15 protein-coding genes and 1 pseudogene are annotated in these 19,980 nt (G+C 64.6%); 7 read left to right on the top strand and 9 right to left on the bottom strand.

Annotated elements, in window-relative coordinates:
- Window positions 1–2: 2 nt before the first annotated feature.
- The 6 genes from rnk to CFK21_RS00540 form a co-directional block, all read right to left on the bottom strand.
- Window positions 3–416, bottom strand: coding sequence for a nucleoside diphosphate kinase regulator (gene rnk / locus CFK21_RS00565; RefSeq protein WP_096363699.1), 414 nt, complete (start codon window positions 414–416; stop codon window positions 3–5).
- Window positions 417–606: 190 nt separating this feature from the next.
- Window positions 607–1,104, bottom strand: coding sequence for a TspO/MBR family protein (locus CFK21_RS00560; RefSeq protein ID WP_096363697.1), 498 nt, complete (start codon window positions 1,102–1,104; stop codon window positions 607–609).
- 11 nt (window positions 1,105–1,115) lie between these two features.
- The gene (locus CFK21_RS00555; RefSeq protein ID WP_096363695.1) at window positions 1,116–2,663 is read right to left on the bottom strand and encodes a glutamate synthase-related protein; all 1,548 of its coding nucleotides are present in this window, start codon (window positions 2,661–2,663) and stop codon (window positions 1,116–1,118) included.
- A gap of 120 nt (window positions 2,664–2,783) precedes the next feature.
- Window positions 2,784–3,335 (bottom strand): GNAT family N-acetyltransferase, encoded by a 552-nt coding sequence (locus CFK21_RS00550; RefSeq protein WP_096363693.1) that lies wholly within the window; start codon window positions 3,333–3,335, stop codon window positions 2,784–2,786.
- 103 nt (window positions 3,336–3,438) lie between these two features.
- Window positions 3,439–4,242, bottom strand: coding sequence for a DODA-type extradiol aromatic ring-opening family dioxygenase (locus CFK21_RS00545; RefSeq protein WP_231971540.1), 804 nt, complete (start codon window positions 4,240–4,242; stop codon window positions 3,439–3,441).
- Window positions 4,243–4,447: 205 nt separating this feature from the next.
- Window positions 4,448–4,933 (bottom strand): hypothetical protein, encoded by a 486-nt coding sequence (locus CFK21_RS00540; RefSeq protein WP_157745200.1) that lies wholly within the window; start codon window positions 4,931–4,933, stop codon window positions 4,448–4,450.
- Between the two features lie 202 nt (window positions 4,934–5,135).
- Here CFK21_RS00540 and CFK21_RS00535 point away from each other — a divergent pair.
- From CFK21_RS00535 to CFK21_RS00520, 4 genes and pseudogenes are all read left to right on the top strand, one after another.
- A pseudogene (locus CFK21_RS00535) lies at window positions 5,136–5,805 on the top strand (integrase core domain-containing protein).
- A 343-nt stretch (window positions 5,806–6,148) separates the two neighbouring features.
- On the top strand, window positions 6,149–7,147 hold the full coding sequence (locus CFK21_RS00530) for an HlyD family secretion protein (protein ID WP_096363687.1): 999 nt from the start codon (window positions 6,149–6,151) through the stop codon (window positions 7,145–7,147).
- A complete protein-coding gene (rbbA, locus tag CFK21_RS00525) occupies window positions 7,140–9,887 on the top strand; it encodes a ribosome-associated ATPase/putative transporter RbbA (RefSeq protein ID WP_096363685.1) in 2,748 nt (915 codons plus the stop codon). Before CFK21_RS00530 ends, rbbA begins: the two co-directional genes overlap by 8 nt.
- A gap of 2 nt (window positions 9,888–9,889) precedes the next feature.
- The gene (locus tag CFK21_RS00520) at window positions 9,890–11,008 is read left to right on the top strand and encodes an ABC transporter permease (protein WP_096367425.1); all 1,119 of its coding nucleotides are present in this window, start codon (window positions 9,890–9,892) and stop codon (window positions 11,006–11,008) included.
- A 98-nt stretch (window positions 11,009–11,106) separates the two neighbouring features.
- Here the strand turns inward: CFK21_RS00520 and CFK21_RS00515 are convergent, their stop codons facing one another.
- Together CFK21_RS00515 and CFK21_RS00510 are read right to left on the bottom strand one after the other, a co-directional pair.
- Window positions 11,107–11,517 carry a GNAT family N-acetyltransferase gene (locus CFK21_RS00515; RefSeq protein ID WP_157745198.1) on the bottom strand — a complete coding sequence of 137 codons (411 nt, stop codon included), beginning with the start codon at window positions 11,515–11,517 and terminating at the stop codon, window positions 11,107–11,109.
- 274 nt (window positions 11,518–11,791) lie between these two features.
- Window positions 11,792–12,205 carry a hypothetical protein gene (locus tag CFK21_RS00510; protein WP_096363681.1) on the bottom strand — a complete coding sequence of 138 codons (414 nt, stop codon included), beginning with the start codon at window positions 12,203–12,205 and terminating at the stop codon, window positions 11,792–11,794.
- A gap of 306 nt (window positions 12,206–12,511) precedes the next feature.
- Between CFK21_RS00510 and uvrD the strand changes: the two genes are divergently transcribed.
- Window positions 12,512–14,716, top strand: a complete 2,205-nt coding sequence (gene uvrD, locus CFK21_RS00505) for a DNA helicase II (protein ID WP_096363679.1) — start codon at window positions 12,512–12,514, stop codon at window positions 14,714–14,716.
- A 107-nt stretch (window positions 14,717–14,823) separates the two neighbouring features.
- Window positions 14,824–15,429: an outer membrane beta-barrel protein gene (locus CFK21_RS00500; RefSeq protein WP_096363677.1), complete on the top strand. Its 606-nt coding sequence runs from the start codon at window positions 14,824–14,826 to the stop codon at window positions 15,427–15,429.
- A gap of 291 nt (window positions 15,430–15,720) precedes the next feature.
- Here the strand turns inward: CFK21_RS00500 and CFK21_RS00495 are convergent, their stop codons facing one another.
- Complete coding sequence (locus CFK21_RS00495; protein WP_096363675.1) at window positions 15,721–18,597, bottom strand: putative bifunctional diguanylate cyclase/phosphodiesterase; 2,877 nt, start codon at window positions 18,595–18,597, stop codon at window positions 15,721–15,723.
- Between the two features lie 223 nt (window positions 18,598–18,820).
- Between CFK21_RS00495 and CFK21_RS00490 the strand changes: the two genes are divergently transcribed.
- The gene (locus CFK21_RS00490) at window positions 18,821–19,924 is read left to right on the top strand and encodes a TRAP transporter substrate-binding protein (RefSeq protein ID WP_096363673.1); all 1,104 of its coding nucleotides are present in this window, start codon (window positions 18,821–18,823) and stop codon (window positions 19,922–19,924) included.
- Window positions 19,925–19,980 lie beyond the last annotated feature (56 nt).

Genomic DNA, 19,980 nt, shown 5'->3' with positions numbered 1-19,980 from the left:
GTCTAGCGATGATACTCGCCGGCCCGTTCGGGCTGGTAGATGACCTCCTTGATGCGCACCCGCAGGGTGCCTCCGCCCGGCTTCGGCCACTCGATCTCATCCCCCTGGGACAGGCCCAGCAGCGCACTGCCCACGGGGGCCAGGATGGAGATGGTCTGACCGGAGGTGTCGACATCCTTGGGGTACACCAGCGTCAGCTGGAACGTCTCGGCCGACGACTCGACCTCGAAGCGGACGGTGGAATTCATGGTGACCACGGTCGGCGGAACATCCGTGGGCTCGACGACCTCGGCCCGCGCCAGTTCGGCCTCGAGTGCGTCCCTGCCCGGAAAGGTCTTGTCGGAAATCGAATCGAGCAGTTTCTCCAGCCGCTCCACATCGAGGGAGGAAATGACGAGATTGGGCTTCATGGACATGGCGGTTTCCTGTGCCTGAGTAAAAAAGGCCGCCCCCGGTGCAGTGCCTGTGACTCGGCAGCTACCCGGGGGCGACCCGTTGATCAGTCATTAACTGTTATCGCTATCCTTGACCGTAAGGCAGCTAAAGTCAATCACGGGCCGGCAGCGGCCGCGTTGCCCGTGCATGATCCCCGGCTACGGCCGGCGCTCAGCCAAGCAGAACGGGGTTCAGCCGCCACACCGCAAGATTGAGCAGGGCCGCGAAACCGACCCAGGCCAGATAGGGCAGCAGCAGCAGGCCCGCCAGCGGCCGCAGCCGCCAGAAACCGAGCGTTGTCAGCAGGATCAGGGGCCACAGCAGCAGGATATTCGCAAACGCCGCCCCGCCCAGATGCCAGGCGAAGAACAGCCAGCTCCAGAGTGCATTCAGCGCGAGCTGGACCAGGAACAGCGTCAGTGCCGGCCGCCCACGGCGCGAGTCGCCAGCGCGCCAGACCAGCCAGGCGGCAACCCCCATCAGGCCGTAGAGCAGGGTCCACACCGGCCCGAACACCCCGCCCGGCGGCGCCCAGGCCGGGCGCGCCAGCTGCGCATAGAATGCGCCTGCATCGATCGAGGCGATTGCGCCTGCAGCCGCGGCCAGGTAACTGATGCCCAGCCAGGCGACCAGGCCGAAGAATTGGCGTCCGGCGCGGGGTGCGGACATTCGCGGGCGCCTCAGTCCGAGGCGTCGAGGCCGGCGTAGACGATGCCCGACAGTCGTGCCATGTCGCGATCGAAGGTCGCCAGATCCTCGCGGCTGAAATCCGCCAGGCGCGCATGCCCGCAGGCCCGCGCCATCACCTGCATCAGTTCCACCGAGGCCGCGAAGAAACGCGCCAGCCGCCGGGCGGCGTGATCGACGTCCAGGCGCCGGCGCAGTTCCGGCTTCTGGGTGGCGATGCCGGAGGGGCAGTTGTTGGTGTGGCAGATGCGCGCCCCCACGCAGCCGATGGCCTGCATGGCGCTGTTGGCCAGGGCGATCCCATCGGCGCCCAGGGCCAGCGCCTTGATGAAATCGGCCGGTACCCGCAGGCCGCCGGTGACGATCAGGGTCACCCGCCCGCTGGCGCCGTTCTCGTCCAGGTAGCGCCGGGCGCGCGCCAGCGCCGGAATGGTGGGCACGCTGATGTGATCGCGGAACAGCAGCGGCGCGGCGCCGGTGCCCCCGCCGCGGCCGTCGAGGATGACATAATCGGCGCCCGCCTCCAGCGCGAAGCCGAGGTCGTGTTCGATGCGGTTGGCGCTGAGCTTGAAGCCGACCGGGATGCCGCCGCTGATCTCGCGCACCCGCTCGGCGAAGCGGCGGAAATCCTTCGGCGTGGCCAGGTCCTCGAAGGTCGGCGGCGAGATCGCCGGCTCGCCCGCCGGAATGCCGCGCACCTCGGGGATGCGGCCGGTGTTCTTGGCCGCCGGCAGGTGTCCGCCGGTGCCGGTCTTGGCGGCCTGGCCGCCTTTGAAGTGAAAGGCCTGGACCCGCTCCAGCAACTCCTCCCGGTAGCCGAACCTGGCCGAGGCCAGCTCGTAGAAGTAGCGGCGGTTGGCGGCCTGCTCCTCCGGCAGCATGCCGCCCTCGCCGGAGCAGATGCCGGTGCCGGCCAGCTCCGCCCCGGTGGCCAGGGCGATCTTGGCCTCCTCCGACAGGGAACCGAAGCTCATGTCCGAGACCAGCAGCGGGATGTCGAGCCGCAGCGGCTTGCGGCTCTCGGGGCCGATCACCAGTTCGGTCGCCACCCCGACATCCTCGGCCAGTGGCCGGCGGTCCAGCTGGGCCACCATGATCTGGATGTCGTCCCACTTCGGCAGGCGCTCGCGCGGCACGCCCATCGCCGCGACCGGACCGTGCTGGCCCATGGCGTCCAGCCCTTCCTCGGCCAGCCGGTGGATGAACTCGACCTGGGGTTCCTCCGCCGTTGCCTGCGGCGCGGGCATGGTGTCGTCCGAGGCCGCGTCGACGCCCGCTCCTTCCTGGCCCACCTGGTCATCGGAGAACTGCTGATGGGTGCCGTCGCAGTAGGGTCGGTTGCCCGTGTGCTTGCAGGCGCACAGCCAGGCCTCGCCGGTCTCCTCGGCCGTGAAGGCAAGCGGCGTGAAGTCGGTCCCGGCGTGGGAGCCATCGCAGAACGGCTGATTGGCGGAGCGGCCGCAGACGCAGAAATAGTATTCCTCGCCCTCGGTCAGATCGACGCGGACAGGTTGGTTGTTGGCGATGATGGGTTTGGTCATGGGCGATTCCAGGTTGGCGTCAGGTGAAACACATGAATGAGATCAGCATACCGTCGCGAAAGTTTCGCAGCCATCCGCAAGGCAGGCTGGCCGCTGATTCAGTACCGAAGGGCCGTCGACTCACTCCTGCCAGTGCTTCGGATCATTGAGCGTATCCGCGCACACCACTCGCCCGCTCACATTGCCGATCACGCTCGGCTGCAGTTCCTGCACCATCCAGGCGGCAGCCTGTTCGCCCGGGATGGGGTGCGGCGCCTCCAGGCCACGCTCTCCGGCGGGATCGAAGCCGTACCTGGGGTAGTAGCCGGGATGGCCGAGTACGAACACCAGCTGTACCCCGGCCGCTTTCAGCTGCTCCAGTCCTGCCGCGATGAGACGCCCGCCGATGCCCTGGCCCTGATGGTCCGGGTGGACGGCCATGGGCGCGAGGATGGCCGAGGAAACGGTAGGCTCCGCGCCAGCGATCTGCGTGTGCGTGAACAGGATATAACCGACCATGCGGCCCTCCCGGGTCGCGGCCAGCGACAACAGCGGACGCGCGCTGGGGTCATGCAGCAGATCGGCGACCAGGGCGGCGATCTCCGGACCCTGGTCCGGGCCGAAGGCGGCATTGAGCAAAGCGGCGATGGCCGCCGTGTCGGCATCGGTGGTTGTGCGTATCCTTATGTCCATGCGGAAGCAGCGCTCAGATAGATGAGACGAGGGCGGGGTCGGATGCGCGGTTCGCCGGAACCGTCATCCCGGCGCAGTCCGGAATCAAGAGGCCGCGGCGGCATCAGGCGTCCCACAGGTACATGCTCGATTGCTTGTTGAGGATCTGCAATTCATAGGAATTCGAGCAGGCGGCACCGGCAAACCCGTAACACACATGCAGGGGCAGCAGGTGTTCCTCCCGGGGATGGCAGTAACGCGCGAAAGGCGCGGATTCCCAGTTCTCCAGCCGCTGGCATCGTTCCTCCTCGCCAATGGACCGGTCGCTGCAGGTCGAGAGCAGCCACTGCTCGAAGGATGTGTTCATCGACCTTGCTTCGGCGGTCTCGGACGCGAAGAAGGCCCGCATGTTGTGGAAGGAGAATCCGGAGCCGATCAGGAGCAGTGATGGATCGCCCAGGCCCAGCAGCGCACGCCCGAGCCGGATGTGCTCGGCGGGATCGAGGCTGTCGACCAGCGACAGCTGAACGCAGGGGATGTCCGCCTCCGGATACATGATCTTGAGGGGCACGAACAGGCCGTGATCAAAGCCACGGGCCTCGTCCAGCTGTGCGCTGATGCCGGACGTTTTCAGTTGATCGGCGATGGCGCGCGCCAGCCGCGGCTCACCCGGGCAGGGGTATTCGATAGCGTAGGATTCCGCCGGAAAGCCGCTGTAGTCGTATATCAGTTCCGGACCGGCGCCGGAGGTGATGGTCGGTTTGGGCGCCTCCCAGTGAGCGCTGACCACGATGATGGCCGCGGGGCGTTTTATGGTCGCTGCAATCGCCTTCAGCTGCGCGACCATCTCGGCATGCGCGCCGTCCCCCAGCAGCGGCAGGGGGCCGCCGCCATGTGACAGGAACAGGGCCCGCCGTTGATTGCTCACAGGGGGTCTCCGGTGCGCGGAACCCGGAGTATTGCAGACAGGGTACGGCAACAGAATGTGGCCGTTACCGTTCGTGCTCCGCATCCTTTCCCCGTGGCCGCCCGGATGACGCCCGGTTTGACCGCGGCATCCCGGCGCATGCCAGGATCCAGGGCCATGGCTTGCGCGTTCACAAGCGGTGTAGAGAAAGACACCATAAGCTGCCTCAGTTCAATGACGCAATGTGTTCAACCGCCTTGTCCTGGATCCGGATGAGTTGATCGATCATTTCATTTTCATCGCGCAGATCGCCAAGCGCCCCGACCAACCCGGCCTGGATGGCCTTGAACAGTTTGATCGCATCGGGCTTTGCAATCTCGCCGTCACTCAATTTGCAGATCCAGACATCGGCGCCGGTAGCGGAGAGTTCCATCATCCGGTCGAACGTCAGCTCTTCATTTTCAAAATACTTTCTGATCAGCCTGTCACCGCCCTGGAGCATGAACGCCACGGTTCTGAGCGCCTCGTTGACCTCGCCGCCGGTATCCTCCGCCGCTGAACTGTAGATCGGCCCGATGGATTCCAGCAGGTCCGCCCATTCGCTGTTGGCCTTCCCGCTCACCATGATTGCGGCCATGGGGGTTGTGACCAGCAGTTTATGGCTGGGGGTGTGCATTTTTTCCGGATCTATTTCAAAGTCATTCTCTTGCATGTCATCCTGCTTTTGTCACGAATGTTGTGGGCCTGCTGCGGGCCTGGCCCGAAAAATGGCCCGGTAGGGTTTTGCAGCAGATATAACCGATCGCGTTTTGCGACAGGCCTGTCGAGTGTTTAATCTGGTGACCGTACCCCCGTAATCCGAGCCCCATGGCATGTGGGATCTCCCTATGATTATGACCGAGGGAGGTCCCAAGATGAAGCGCAAGCGATATACGGAAGAGCAGATCATCGCGATCCTGAAAGAGCATGAGACTGGCGCCCGGGTGGAAGATCTGGCGCGCCGCCACGGGGTCTGTGAGAACACGATTTACCGCTGGAAGTCGAAGTTCGGCGGGCTGGAGGTCAGCGAGACCAGCCGATTGCGTGACCTGGAGCAGCAGAACGCCCACCTCAAGCGGCTGCTGGCCGAGGCGGAGCTCGACAAGGCCGCGCTCAAGGAGCTTGTCGAGGGAAACTGGTGACGGCCGCGCAGCGGCGCCGGGCCGTGGAGCACCTCAAGCCCGCCATGTCAGCGAACGACGCGCCTGCCGGCTGACCCGGTGCAGCCGCTCCGCCGCCTGGTATCGACCCAAGGGTCGCGACGACAGTGAGCTGAGATCCCGATTCAAGGCGCTCGCCCAGCAGTATCCCCGCTATGGCTACCCGACGCTGCATTTCATTCAGCCCGGCAAGCCGACCCAGAATGCCTTTGTCGAGAGCTTCAATGGCAAGTTCCGCGACTACTGCCTCAACCTGCATTGGTTCGCCAGCCTGGCGGACGCGCGATCCGCGATCGAAGACTGGCGAGGGTATTACAACCATGTCCGGGCACGCCGTTCACTTGGCAGGAAACCACCCGCAGTGTTCGCTCGAGAGGTGGCCTGATATGCTCATTTCCCACGTTCAGACTGGCTCGGGTTCAGGGGTACGGTCATCTGGATAGGAAATATGCGCTTTACGACCCTTTTCGGTAAGAGTCCAAGTGCCGTGCTTTGATGAATCTAACAGCCCCCTCCCATACCAAATACTGACGAGCCCACGCCACCTGTAAATATGGGTCGCCGGAGATATCGTCCTGGAGGAATCAACGGACAGGTAGAACGGCTGCAGGCCCACTGGCACGAACTCCGGAATTCGAAACCATCTTAATCGGCGTTACCATCGCGGCGACCAGTTCTTCTATACTGAAACGCTCTCCCGACTCCCAAGACTGACCCAAGGACTGAACATGGCTGGAAAAGCCGCCAAAACCGCCGCCCGCTTCCTCCCTGCCCTCCTGATCCTGGCGGTCGCCGGCCTCGCCGCCTGGTACTTGCTACCCGACGGCGATGCGCTGCCCGCGCACATCGCCTCCGGCAACGGCCGCATTGAAGCCACGGAAGTGGACATCGCCACCCGCCTGCCTGGCCGGCTGGAATCGTTTTCCGTGCGCGAAGGCGACCTGGTGGAAACCGGGCAGTTGCTGGCCGTCATGGACACCGACGAGCTGCAGGCGCGCCTGGCGGCGGGCGAAGCCAATCTGCACCAGGCGGAGCAGACCCGCCACCTGGCGGAGGCGGTGGTGGCCCAGCGGGAGAGCGAGCGGCGCTATGCCTACAGCGAGTTGGCCCGCATGCAGACCCTGGTGGAGCGGGGCCACGCTTCCCGGGAGCAGCTGGACCGCGCCCGTACCGCGGCGGAGACCACCGATGCCGCCCTGCAGGCCGCGCGGGCCCAGGTGGCCTCCGCCGACGCCGGTATCGAGGCGGCCCGGGAGGCGATCCACCAGATCCAGACCAACATCGACGACAGCCGGCTTACCACCCCGGTGGGCGGCCGCGTTCTCTACCGGCTGGCGGAGCCCGGTGAGGTGCTGGCGGCCGGCGGCAAGGTGGCCACGGTGCTCGATGTCACCGACGTCTACATGACCATCTTCCTGCCCACGGCCCAGGCCGGCCGGGTGCGGGTGGGTTCGGACGCGCGCATTACGCTGGACGCCCTGCCGGACTATGTGGTGCCGGCGGAGGTCAGCTTTGTCGCGGCGGAGGCGCAGTTCACGCCCAAGTCGGTCGAAACCCGCAGCGAACGGGAGAAGCTGATGTTCCGGGTGCGTGTCCGCATCAACCCGGACCTGCTCAAGACCTATCGCGACCGGGTCAAGACCGGTGTGCCGGGCGAGGCCTATGTGCGCCTGGACGAGAGTCAGCCCTGGCCGGACAGCCTGACGGTCAAGCTGCCCAATGGCTGAGGCCGCAGCCCGGCTGGAGGGCATCTGTCACCGCTACGGGGACACCACCGCGCTGCGCGATATCACGCTGGCCATCCCCGCGGGCTGCATGGTGGGCCTGATCGGCCCGGACGGGGTGGGCAAGTCCACCCTGCTGGGGCTGATTGCCGGCGCCCGCCAGCTGCAAGCGGGACGCCTGCAGGTACTGGGCGGCGATATGGCCAGCCACCGCGTGCGCACCCGCGCCGCCCCGCGCATCGCCTATATGCCCCAGGGCCTGGGCGGCAATCTCTACCACAGCCTGACAGTGGACGAGAACCTCGCCTTCTTCGCCGACCTGTTCGGGCTCAGCGGCCCTTCCCGCCGGCAGCAGATCGATCGCCTGCTGGAGGCCACCGGCCTGCTGGAATTCCGCGACCGCCCCGCCGGCAAGCTCTCCGGTGGCATGAAGCAGAAGCTGGGCCTGTGCTGCGCGCTGATCCACCACCCCGACCTGTTGATCCTGGACGAGCCCACCACCGGCGTCGACCCGCTCTCCCGCAAACGCTTCTGGGACCTGATCGACACTATCCGCCAGCAGCGAGCCGGCATGAGTGTGCTGGTGGCCACCGCCTACATGGAAGAGGCGGAACGCTACGACTGGCTGGTGGCGATGGACGCCGGGAAGGTGCTGGCCACCGGTTCCCCCGCCGAGCTGCACCGGCAGACCGGCACCGACACCCTGGATGATGCCTTTATCGCCCTGCTGCCGGACAGCCGCCAGGAACAGGAGCCGGGCAGGTCGACAGCGGCACAAGCGGCAGCACCACCCACCGGCAGCAACAATGGCAATGGCAGCCCGGCCATCGTGGCCGAACACCTGACCCTGAAATTCGGCCACTTCACCGCGGTGCGGGACGTCAGCTTTGCCATCCCCAAGGGCGAGATCTTCGGCTTCCTGGGCTCCAACGGCTGCGGCAAGACCACCACCATGAAAATGCTCACCGGCCTGCTCACCCCGACCGAAGGAGCGGTGGCGCTGTTCGGCGAGCCGCTGGATGCCAAAGATCTGGCCACCCGCCGCCGGGTCGGCTACATGTCGCAGTCGTTCTCGCTCTACGGCGAGCTGAGCGTGCGCCAGAACCTCGACCTGCACGCCCGCCTGTTTCATCTGCCGGCGGAGAAAATTGCCGGGCGCATCACCACCCTGACCCGGGAGTTCGGCCTGGAGAATGTGCTCGACCACCCCGCCGGTGCCCTGCCCCTGGGCGTGCGCCAGCGCCTGTCCCTGGCGGTCGCGGTGGTACACGAACCGGAGCTGCTGATTCTGGACGAACCCACCTCGGGGGTGGACCCGGGGGCGCGCAACCGCTTCTGGGAATTGCTGATGCGCCTGTCCCGGGAGGACGGGGTGACCATCTTCATCTCCACCCACTTCATGAACGAGGGCGAGCGCTGCGACCGCATCTCGCTGATGCACGCCGGCGAAGTGCTGGCCTGCGACACCCCGGCGGCCCTGATCGAACAGACCGGCAGCGACAGCCTGGAAGGCGCCTTCATGACCACCCTGGAAGCGGTGGACAAGGAACCGGAGCGCCAGAACGGCGGCAAGCTGCTGAGCCAGGGCAACAGCGGGCAGCCGGAACGCCCCAGGGCCTTCAGCCCGCAACGGCTGCTGGCCTACGCCCGGCGCGAGGCGCGGGAGCTGCTGCGCGACCCGATCCGCATGGCCTTCGCCTTCCTCGGTTCGGCACTGCTGATGCTGATCCTCGGCTACGGCATCACCATGGATGTGGAAAATCTGCCCTTTGCCGTGCTGGACCGGGACCAGACGCCCCAGAGCCGGGACTACGTCGCCGCCCTCTCCGGCTCCCGCTATTTTGTCGAGCGCCATGCCCTGTCCACTGCCGAGGAGCTGGAGCGGCGCATGCGTTCGGGGGAGCTGAGCCTGGCCATCGAGATCCCCGCCGGCTTCGGCCGCGACATGAAACGCGGTCGCGACACCGAGCTGGCGGTGTGGGTGGATGGCGCCATGCCCTTTCGCGGCGAGACCATCATGGGGTATGTGCAGGGCATGCACGTCAGCTACCTGAGCGAGCAGGCCCGGCGCGCCTGGGGCGAGGCGCCCCGCCTGAGCCTGGTCAGCCTGGAGGACCGCTACCGCTACAACCAGGATTTCCGCAGCTTGGACGCCATGGTGCCGGCGGTGATCCCGATCCTGCTGATCTTTATTCCTGCCATCCTGATGGCCCTGGGTATCGTGCGCGAGAAGGAGCTCGGCTCCATCACCAACCTCTACGTCACCCCGGTGACCCGGCTGGAGTTCCTGCTCGGCAAGCAGCTGCCCTACATCGTCTTCAGCATGGTCAGCTACGCCAGCCTGGTCCTGCTGGCGGTGTACCTGTTTGACGTGCCGCTCAAGGGTGGCCTGCTCTCCCTCAGCCTGGGCGCGCTGCTCTTCGTCACCGCCACCACCGCCCTGGGTCAGGTGATGTCCACCTTCGCCTCCACCCAGATTGCCGCACTGGCCGCTACCGCCATCATCAGTATCCTGCCCACCGTGCAGTTCTCGGGCCTCACCGAACCGGTGTCCTCCCTCAGCGGCGCCGGCGCCTGGATCGGCCCCCTCTGGCCGGCCACCTGGTTTTTGCAGATCAGCCGCGGTGTATTCACCAAGGGCCTGACCCTGGCCGACCTGCAGGGGGCCTTCCTGGCCCTGGCGGCGTTTATCCCGGTGCTCACCGGCCTGGCCATGGTGCTGCTGCGGAAACAGGGGCGCTGATGATGGAATCCCTCGGCAACATCTGGCACCTGGGCATCAAGGAACTGCGCAGCCTGTGGCAGGACAAGGTGCTGATGATCTTTGTGCTGATGGCCTTCAGCGTGATGATCTACACCGCCGGGTCCGCCGGCTCCATGGAGCTGCACAACGCCCCGGTGGCGGTGGTGGATGAAGACCGGACCGTGCTCTCGAACCGGGTCATCAACGCCCTGCAGCCGCCCTGGTTCCTGACCCCGGACATGGTGGACTACGGCGAGATCGATGAGTTGCTTGACAAGGGCAGCCACACCTTTGCCCTGGTGATCCCGGAGGGCTTCGAGCGCAAGGTGCGCCAGGGCCAGCCGGTGAGCCTGCAGCTGAACATCGACGCCACCCGCATGAGCCAGGCCTTTATCGGCACCACCTACATTCAGCGCTTAGCCATGACCGAAGTGGCCGAGTTTCTGCAGCCCGGCAGTGCCAATGACAACCTGCCGGTGACCCTGGTGAGCCGCGCCAGCTTCAACCCCAATCTGGACGGCACCTGGTTTGGTGGCGTGATGGAGCTGATCAGCCAGGTCACCATGATCAGCATCATACTGACCGGTGCCGCCCTGATTCGCGAGCGGGAACACGGCACCGTGGAACACCTGATGGTCATGCCGCTACGACCGTTCGAGATCATGGCGTCCAAGGTATGGGCCAACGGCCTGGTGGTGTTGCTGGCGGCGTCTGTGTCGATCACCCTGGTGATTCAGGGCTGGCTGGACGTACCCATTGCCGGCTCCGTATGGCTGTTCCTGCTTGGGGCACTGATTCACCTGTTTTCGACCACCGCCATCGGCATCCTGATCGGCACCGTGGCCCGCACCATGCCCCAGTTCGGCCTGCTGCTGATCCTCACCATCCTGCCCTTGCAGTTATTATCTGGCGGCATTACCCCCCGGGAAAGCATGCCCGAGCTGGTGCAGAACCTGATGCTGGCCGCACCCACCACTCACTTCGTGAGCATGGCCCAAGCCATTCTCTACCGGGGTGCGGGGATGGAAGTGGTGTGGCCGCAGATGCTGGCGCTGGTGGCGATTGCCGGGGTGTTTTTCTCGGTGGCGCTGGTGCTGTTTCGGCGGCATTTGTCGGTCTGAGGAAGGGAATGAGCTAAGTGTTAAAATGTGTCGGTGACAAGTGAGAATGATTGCGTTTTGTCGCCGACCCCTTTAATCCCCTGGAATAAAAGCCCGGATCACCATAGGTGAAGACCAGTTTCACGCCCTGTGCCTTCATATTGGTCAAGGCCGAAATTGATGAGGCGTTGACCGATCCCCCGGCCCTGGTATTTTGTATCAACGGCTACTGGTGACAGAAGAAAGGCCTCGACAGGTGTGTCGAAGGTCAGCCGGGTGAAGAAGATGCAGCCGATGATCCGTTCATGTTCAGTGACGACAAAACCGGAAATATCCCGAGCGCCGGTATTATTCATCAAATCGAGTACCAGCTGGCCGATCAGCTCTCCCTCTGCCCGGTTTGCCGAATCAGAGAATGTCTCGGTAAACAGATGCTGAATTTCCTGTTTGTCGGACTCTGTGTATGCCGTAAATTTCATTTCGTACGAGTCTATAATGGGCTGTGATGTTGGGTTAGTGGCAAGTGTCATGCTTAACGCCCCGGATGAACGGCCGAGCTGTGGCGAGCACCGGCACCACATAGTGGCGCGAATTCACTGCGGTGATTAGACATCGATCGTCTTTAGGTCGACGTATGGGCAGCAACCATTCCAAGGTGAATACGACATGAGAAAGATCGCCTGGTCGATCAGATTCGTCCGCTCAAATTCGTGAACCCGGATGGCCTCGATGAGAGAGAAATCGAGAACCCGCGGCTCGTCGCAGTTGATAATAATTGTATTTATTACAGGCGTCCTTTACTCACTATTCGATCTTTTTGGCGACTGCGGCCGTGCCGTGCTTGTCGCGCATCAGAAGGTCTCCGTTCTCGTCAATCACCCAGTGGTCTTCAAGTCGCGACGGAATTACCGGATCGAACCGGCGGCCGAGATCTGACTTATTTTCGACCACCTCCATCCGCTTTTCACTGCCGTCGTCGTATTCGTTGACGTAATACAGTTTGCCGTCCTTGGCGAGAATGGTGACGTTGCTGTGGAAGATCGGGTTCGTTACGTTGTCGCGCCATTTTCCGATGACGCCCTCCTTTGATGGGGCGATGACCTGACTGCTCTGCTCGCCGCCGTTGGGAGGTTGCCCGCCCGATGTTGCAGACTCGTCGCCGCAACCGCTGAGTATCAACAGTGCCAGCGCGACCCACGTTGTCAGAAAAATGCGCATGATGTGCCTCCTGTGTGAGATGGCAGGGCAGTGAAATTGAAAGCAGTGACCATTCCTGCAGCCTGCATTATTAATCACAGGCAATGCGAGAACAGGGAGATGCCGATGGGCAAGCGCCCTTATACCTTTCTCTGCGGTCGCTCAGGACGGATCGTCCTGAGTATAGGAAAGAATATGGAGATTTCATGGGCCGGGTAGTAAACCCGGAACTGTGGTCGTGCGTCATGCCTGCCCGGAGCTTTTGCCTCTGCCCCTGGATTTCCGCTTCACCGCGATGCAGGCCGTCTGATCTGGTAAAATACCCACATGGATGTTTCCCCGATTATCGACCCTCTGAACGACGCCCAGCGCGAGGCGGTGACGGCGCCGGCCGGGCATGTGCTGGTGCTGGCCGGGGCCGGCAGCGGCAAGACCCGGGTGCTGGTGCATCGCATCGCCTGGCTGATCCAGGTGGAGCGGGTCTCGCCGTTCGGGATCCTGGCGGTGACCTTCACCAACAAGGCAGCCCGCGAGATGCGTGGGCGCATCGAGGAACTCATGGGCGTGCCGGCGCGCGGCATGTGGGTGGGCACCTTCCACGGGCTGGCGCACCGGCTGCTGCGCGCTCACTGGCAGGAGGCCGGGCTGCCCGAGACTTTCCAGATCATCGACTCCGACGATCAGCTGCGCCTGGTCAAGCGGGTGCTGCGCCAGCTGGAGCTGGACGAGGCGCGCTTTCCGCCCAAGCAGCTGCAGTGGTTCATCAACGGGCGCAAGGACGAGGGCCTGCGGCCGCAGCACGTCGAGCACTTCGACGATCCCTTCCTCAAGACCCAGATCCGGGTCTACGCGGCCTACGATGAACTGTGCCAGCGGCTGGGGCTGGTGGATTTCGCCGAGATCCTGCTGCGCGCTCACGAACTGTGGCTGAAATACCCGCGGGTGCTGGCGCACTACCAGCAGCGCTTCGGCCACATCCTGGTCGACGAGTTCCAGGACACCAACAGCATCCAGTACGCCTGGCTGCGGCTGCTGGCCGGCCAGACCGGGCGGGTGTTCGCCGTCGGCGACGACGACCAGTCCATCTACGGCTGGCGCGGGGCGCGGATCGAGAACATCCAGCGCTTTTCCGAGGACTTCCCGGGCACCCAGCTGGTGCGGCTGGAGCAGAACTACCGCTCCACCGGCACCATCCTGGCAGCGGCCAATGCGCTGATCGCCCACAACGCCGGGCGCATGGGCAAGAATCTCTGGACCGAGGGCGAGGACGGCGAGCCCATCGAGTTGTACAACGCCTACAACGAGTACGAGGAGGCGCAGTACGTCGTCGACCGCATCGAGCAGTTCACCGAGACCGGCCAGGCGCGCTCCGAGATCGCCATCCTGTACCGTTCCAACGCCCAGTCGCGGGTGTTCGAGGAACAACTCATGCAGCGCGCCATACCTTATAGAGTGTATGGCGGCCTGCGCTTCTTCGAGCGCGCCGAGATCAAGGACGCCCTGTGCTACCTGCGCCTGGCCAACAACCGCGGCGACGACGCCTCCTTCGAACGGGTGGTCAACCAGCCGCCGCGCGGCATCGGCGAACGCACCGTGGGCGCGGTGCGCGAACAGGCGCGGGCGCTGGATATCTCGCTGTGGGAGTCGGCGAGGCGCATCGTCGCCGAGAAGGCGCTCAATGCCCGGGCGGTGAACGCGCTCAACAACTTCATCGAGCTGATCGAGAACGCCGGCGAAAGCATTGTGGATCTGGAACTGCACGAACAGGCCGAGGCCATGATCCAGGCCAGCGGCCTGATCGAGCACTTTAAAAAGGAGAAGGGCGAGCGCGGCCAGGCCCGGATCGAGAACCTGGAGGAACTGGTCAACGCCGCCCGCGCCTTCGAGGTGCCGGAGGAGGCCGAGGAGGATCTGACCGAGGGCGAGCCCGATGCGCTGACCGCCTTCCTCGCCCACGCCGCGCTGGAGGCCGGCGAGGGCCAGGCCGACGCCTGGGAGGACTGCGTGCAGCTGATGACCCTGCACTCGGCCAAGGGGCTGGAGTTCCCGGTGGTGTTCATGGCCGGGCTGGAGGAGGGCCTGTTTCCGCACCAGATGTCGGCCGACGAACCGGGCCGGCTGGAGGAGGAACGGCGCCTGTGCTACGTCGGCATGACCCGCGCCCGCCAGCGCCTGCATGTGAGCTATGCCGAGAAGCGTCGCCTGCACGGCCAGGAGAACTATGCCATCCCCTCGCGCTTCCTGCGCGAGCTGCCGCAGGGGCTGCTGCAGGAGGTGCGGCCGCAGCCGAGCTATGGGGGGTTCGGGGGCGGCCCGGGCGCCGCGGCGCCGACCGCGTCATCGAATCTGTTTGCCGATGCAGCCGCCGATGCCGAACTGGCGCTGGGCTCGCGGGTGCAGCATCCCAAGTTCGGCGAGGGCGTGGTGCTGAACTACGAGGGCAACGGCCCGCACGCGCGGGTGCAGGTGAACTTCCAGGAGGCCGGGCCCAAGTGGCTGGTGGTGGCGTACGCCAACCTGGCGCCGGCGTGATTTCAATTCCCCCCTCACCCCTGCCCCTCTCCCCCTGAGGGGGAGAGGGAATGATATGGGTTGTCTACACTCTTCGGTAAGACCGAAACCGACCGGACCTGACCCTTATGCGCTATCTGTGTGTACTTCCCCTGCTTGCGTTGACACTGCCGGCCGCCGCGGCGCCGCCGGCGCGTGATATCGAACTCACCCCCATCGCCGGCTACCGCGGCGGCGGCAGCTTCGACGACAACGTCAGCGGCGACTCGCTGGATCTGGACGAGGCCGGCAGCTATGGCCTGATCCTGAACATCGACCACGACGCCAACACCCAGTGGGAGTTCATGTTGAGCCGCCAGTCCACCTCGCTGGACCCGGGGCCGACCGCCGTGCCGGACTTCGATCTGGATGTCACCCACTTCTCGGCCGGCGGCATCTATGTGTGGCGGGACGAGAAGGTCGAGCCCTTCATCGGCGCAGGCTTCGGCGTCACCCACATGTCGCCCGATGATTCCGCCTACGACGACGAGACCCGGCTGATGTTCCAGCTCAATGGCGGCTACAAGATCTGGCTGACCCGCAACATCGGTTTGCGGCTGGAACTGCGCGGCTATACCACCTTCATGGATTCGGATGCGGCGATCTTCTGCGCCGGCGGCGCCTGCGTGGCGAGGGTGGAGAGCAGCGGCTTCGGACAGCTGGAGGGGAACCTGGGGTTGTCGGCGCGGTTCTAGGCTCGCAGGGCCGTCCCCAGTGCCGTCATTGCGAGGCGCGTAGCGCCGCGGCAATCTCGTCCGGCGTGCTATGGCGTTACGAGATTGCCGCGCTTCTCGCATAGAAGCCCTTCGGGCTTCAGTATGCGTACCCTACCCTCCGGGTCAGGGCATCGCAATGACGGGTTCATGTAACCACAAGGGCATTTCCGAATCTACAAAAAAAGAACCCCTCATCCAGAGGGGCAGGGGTGGGGCTGTCTTCCGTGACATTTCGCCGTCCATGGTTTTATTTGGCGGTGTTGAAAGCGGCTATGTCTTCAGCTGTGTGACATTGCTGTAGAGGGGCCGGGTCGCAGCCAGGTTGATCAGTGATTCGTTGGGACGGCCGATGTAGTTGCCCTGGGCGTAGTCCACGCCGTACTGTTGCAGCAGCTTCAGAATGGCTTCCGATTCCACGTACTCGGCGATGGTGGCCTTGCCCAGGGCATGGGCGACCTGGTTCATGGACTGCACCATGGCCTGGTCCACCTCGGCCTGGGCCATGCCCTGGACGAAGGAACCGTCGATCTTGAGTTTGTCCACCGGCAGGTGCTTGAGATAGGAGAAGGAACTGAAGCCGGAGCCGAAATCGTCCAGCGCGAACTGACAGCCGATGGTCTTGAGTTCGCCGATGAAGCGTTCGGCCGCGCCCAGGTTGGCGATGGCGGCGGTCTCGGTGATCTCGAAGGTGAGCCAGCTCGGGTCCAGGCCGGTATCGGCCAACTGGGCCTGGATCATGGGCAGCAGGGTGTGGTCCTCGAAGGCCTTGGCCGAGAGGTTGATGGAGAAGCATACCTCCTTGCCCTGTTCACGCAGCTGCGTGAGCTGTTGAATGGCGCGGGCGACGATCCAGCGGTCCACGGCATGGATCAGGCCGAAGCGTTCCGCTGCCGGCATGAAGCCGCCGGGCAGGATGACGTCGCCGTCATCGCACACCATCCGCACCAGTACCTCGTAATCCGTCACCGCCCCGGTGCGCACATCGGCGATGGGCTGGTAGACCAGCTGGAAGCGGTCCTCCTCCAGCATCTCGCGCACCCGCGCGGCCCAGCCCATGTCCTCGGCCATGCCGGCCTTGTCGCGGTCGGCCGGGTTGTAGAAATGCACCCGGTTGCGGCCTCCGGTCTTGGCCATGTTGCAGGCGAGATCCGCGTGCGACATCACCTCGTCGGCCGAGTCCACGGCGTGGTCGATCACCGCACCGCCGATGGAGCAGGTGACATTGAAGCTCTTGCCGTCGTGGTAGAACTTGTAGGCCTCGAACAGCTGGCGGAAGTTCTCGGCCACGCGCGGGGCCTGGTCGTGGCCGACGTTGTAGACCAGCAGGGTGAACTCGTCGCCGCCGAAGCGGGCCACCAGGTCGCCCTCGCGCACATGGCTGGAGAGCAGGCCGCTGATCTCGACCAGCAACTGATCGCCGGCGGCGTGTCCGAGGGTGTCGTTGATGTACTTGAACTGGTCCAGGTCGATGTAGAACAGCGCGCACTCGGCGCCGTTGCGGGCGGTGCGGGCCACGGTGCGCTCCAGTTCCTGCTGGAAGTAGTGGCGGTTGAACAGCCCGGTGAGCGAATCGTGCTCGGCCTGGTAGCTGAGCTGCTGCTGGAAGGCCTTCTGCTCGCTGATGTCGCGCGCTGTGCCGCTGATGTGCAGCACCCTGCCTGCGTCGTCGAAGTGAGCGCGGGCGTTGAAGCTCAGATGATGCTGACGTCCCTCGCGGTCCAGGTGCACCGTCTCGTGCTGCACCAGTTCCTTGCCGGCAAGAATCGCCTGGAAGGCCTCGCTGTCCATCTCGGCGTGGCTGGCCACCTGGAATTCGCGCAGGTGGCGGCCGGTCATCTCCTGCGGGGTATAACCGTAAATGGACTGACAGGCGCCGTTGAGGTAGGTCCAGCGGCCCTCGGGGTCCATGCTCCAGACCAGGTCGTGCGCGGTTTCGACCAGGTCGCGGTAGCGCGCCTCGGCGGCGATCAGGTTGTCTTCGGCGCGCTTGCGCTGGGTGATGTCGGCCACCAGGCAGGTGTACATGGTGCGGTGTGAGATCTCCATGCGGCTGACCCGGATCGAGACCGGCAGCGGCTTGCCGTTGCGGTGCAGGCCGGTGGTTTCCTCTTCGCTGGGCGTGAGCGCCGGGGCGGTGTCGGGGCCGGCGATTTCCGGCAGCAGCCAGGCCAGCGGTTTGCCGCGGATCTCCATGGCCAGGAACCCGAACAGGCGTTCGGCAGCCGGGTTGAAGGTGTCGATGTTGCCCTGCTCATCGACCACGATGATGCCTTCGGCGGCGGTGTCGACAACGGCACGCATATAGGACTCCTGATCGCCGAGCCGGCGAAAGAGTTTGCCCAGGGTTTGCGTCAGATAACCGATTTCGTCAGTGGACTGCGGCTCGAGCCGCGCCAGATCCGCATGGGTGGAGGCGCCGCTGCGGTGCAGTACCTCCTCGACCGGCTGCAGTGACTGCGACAGGCTCTGGATGGAGAGCAGGGTCAGGGCCAGGGTGGCCGCGGCCAGCAGGGCCCAGATCAGCAGCAGGCCGGTATCCAGGCCGCGGGTCTCGAGCCAGAAGTACTGCATGATGAGCGTGTAGGAGAGCAACGGCACCAGGCCGCCGAGCAGCATGAGCTTGGATTTCATGCTGACCTGTACCCGGTTCAGGCCCAGCCGGGCCACCAGGCGGCCCAGCCCGTCCAGGGCCACCAGGTAGCCCGGCATGCCGGCGATCACCGCTACCCCGAGTTGGAGCAGCAGCAGGTGCAGGAAGGTCTCGGGACGGGCGGCCAGCCCACCCGGCAGCGAGGCCAGGAACAGGCTGGGCGTGGCCAGGGCGATGATCAGGAACAGGCCCCAGTACTCGCGCGGAAACCGCGCCAGCCGGCGCTGCAGGTGACTGGTGGAATGGCCGCTCTCGTTCCGGTGCACCCAGGCGAGAAAGGGCTGGATATAACGGCTGAAATGCAGGCCGGCGAAGGCCAGCAGTGCCAGCAGCAGGCCCGGCAGCACCCCGGCGCTGACCGCGGTGATGGCCTGATCGGTGGAGAGCAGATTGAACAGGTAGCCGAATCCGAGCCCGAAAACGGGAGTGGCGACCAACCCCAGGCCGATGCCCAGACCGAAGCGCCGGTGCAGTGCGCTCAATTCGGCATTATTCACGAACCCGCTTCCTCGAGGCGGCACTGGGAATTTCAATATTCTTTATATTATATGACATTAAGCAATCTTGTGAATGTTGCTTGAGAGTATAATGTCATAACTTTCATCGATTGCAAGTGATTTCTCGGCATGCTTCACCGGCCGACCGCAGCTTTGTGCCCTTCACACCCTTTATGGTTCAATTCCCCCACTTTACGGATTCCGGATATCCACAGGGGGATGCATGAAACGTCGTGATTTCGTTCGCAGCGCCGGCGCCGGTGCGATGGCCGCCGGTTCGCTGCTCGCCGGCGCGCCGGCCGTCGCGGCCGGCAAAAAGCTGCGTTGGAAGATGGTCACCACCTGGCCCAAGAATTTTCCCGGCCTGGGGACAGGGGCCAATCATCTGGCCCGCCTGATCACTGAAATGAGCGATGGCCGGCTGCAGGTCAAGGTCTACGGTGCCGGCGAACTGGTGCCGGCCTTCGAGATCTTCGACGCCGTCTCCCGCGGCACGGCCGAGATGGGCCACGGCGCGGCCTATTACTGGAAGGGCAAGTCCCAGGCCGCGCAGTTCTTCTCGGCCGTACCCTTCGGCCTGACCGCACAGGAGATGAACGGCTGGCTCTATCATGGCGGCGGCATGCAGCTGTGGCAGGAAATCTATGCTGAATTCGGCCTGGTCCCGACGGCGGCCGGCAATACCGGCGTGCAGATGGCGGGGTGGTTCAACAAGGAGATCAACCGCGTCGAGGATCTGGAGGGTCTGAAGATGCGCATCCCCGGGCTGGGCGGCGAGGTGCTGCAGCGGGCCGGCGGCACCCCGGTGAGCCTGCCCGGCGGCGAGATCTTCACCTCGCTGCAGTCGGGCAACATCGACGCCACCGAGTGGGTCGGGCCCTACAATGATCTGGCCTTCGGCCTGCACAAGGCGGCGAAATACTACTATTATCCCGGCTGGCACGAGCCCGGCACGACGCTCGAATCCTTCATCAACAAGGCGGCCTTCGAGGCGCTGCCGAAGGACCTGCAGCAGATCGTGACCAACGCCTGTCGGGTGGCGAACCAGGACATGCTGGCCGAGTATACGGCCCGCAACAACGATGCCCTGCATACCCTGGTCAACGAACACCAGGTGGACCTGCGCCGCCTGCCCGATCCGGTCATCGAGAAGTTGAAGGCGGTGTCCGACGAGGTGGTGGCCGAGATCGCGGACAAGGATCCGCAGGCACGTAAGGTGTACGAATCCTTCGTCAGGTTCCGCGACCAGGTCAAGGCCTGGCACGATGTCTCGGAGCGTGCCTATCTGAATGCCCGCGCCGGCACAGCCGCACCCACGCGCTGCTGAAGCGGTTCATAACATTTGTATGAGCCGTTTCATCGGCGGGTCGGTGCCGTGCCTGC

This window comes from Thiohalobacter thiocyanaticus (assembly GCF_002356355.1).
In the GTDB taxonomy this organism is placed as follows: domain Bacteria; phylum Pseudomonadota; class Gammaproteobacteria; order Thiohalobacterales; family Thiohalobacteraceae; genus Thiohalobacter; species Thiohalobacter thiocyanaticus_A.
Note: the sequence above shows the minus strand (reverse complement) of the source record. Positions and strands in the feature narration are given on the sequence as shown.

What these genes read in the sequence shown, in the direction of transcription:
- rnk (WP_096363699.1), bottom strand. Translation starts at nt 416, where the DNA reads ATGTCCATGAAGCCCAATCTCGTCATTTCCTCCCTCGATGTGGAGCGG.
- CFK21_RS00560 (WP_096363697.1), bottom strand. Translation starts at nt 1,104, where the DNA reads ATGTCCGCACCCCGCGCCGGACGCCAATTCTTCGGCCTGGTCGCCTGG.
- CFK21_RS00555 (WP_096363695.1), bottom strand. Translation starts at nt 2,663, where the DNA reads ATGACCAAACCCATCATCGCCAACAACCAACCTGTCCGCGTCGATCTG.
- CFK21_RS00550 (WP_096363693.1), bottom strand. Translation starts at nt 3,335, where the DNA reads ATGGACATAAGGATACGCACAACCACCGATGCCGACACGGCGGCCATC.
- CFK21_RS00540 (WP_157745200.1), bottom strand. Translation starts at nt 4,933, where the DNA reads ATGCAAGAGAATGACTTTGAAATAGATCCGGAAAAAATGCACACCCCC.
- CFK21_RS00530 (WP_096363687.1), top strand. Translation starts at nt 6,149, where the DNA reads ATGGCTGGAAAAGCCGCCAAAACCGCCGCCCGCTTCCTCCCTGCCCTC.
- rbbA (WP_096363685.1), top strand. Translation starts at nt 7,140, where the DNA reads ATGGCTGAGGCCGCAGCCCGGCTGGAGGGCATCTGTCACCGCTACGGG.
- CFK21_RS00520 (WP_096367425.1), top strand. Translation starts at nt 9,890, where the DNA reads ATGGAATCCCTCGGCAACATCTGGCACCTGGGCATCAAGGAACTGCGC.
- CFK21_RS00515 (WP_157745198.1), bottom strand. Translation starts at nt 11,517, where the DNA reads ATGACACTTGCCACTAACCCAACATCACAGCCCATTATAGACTCGTAC.
- CFK21_RS00510 (WP_096363681.1), bottom strand. Translation starts at nt 12,205, where the DNA reads ATGCGCATTTTTCTGACAACGTGGGTCGCGCTGGCACTGTTGATACTC.
- uvrD (WP_096363679.1), top strand. Translation starts at nt 12,512, where the DNA reads ATGGATGTTTCCCCGATTATCGACCCTCTGAACGACGCCCAGCGCGAG.
- CFK21_RS00500 (WP_096363677.1), top strand. Translation starts at nt 14,824, where the DNA reads ATGCGCTATCTGTGTGTACTTCCCCTGCTTGCGTTGACACTGCCGGCC.
- CFK21_RS00490 (WP_096363673.1), top strand. Translation starts at nt 18,821, where the DNA reads ATGAAACGTCGTGATTTCGTTCGCAGCGCCGGCGCCGGTGCGATGGCC.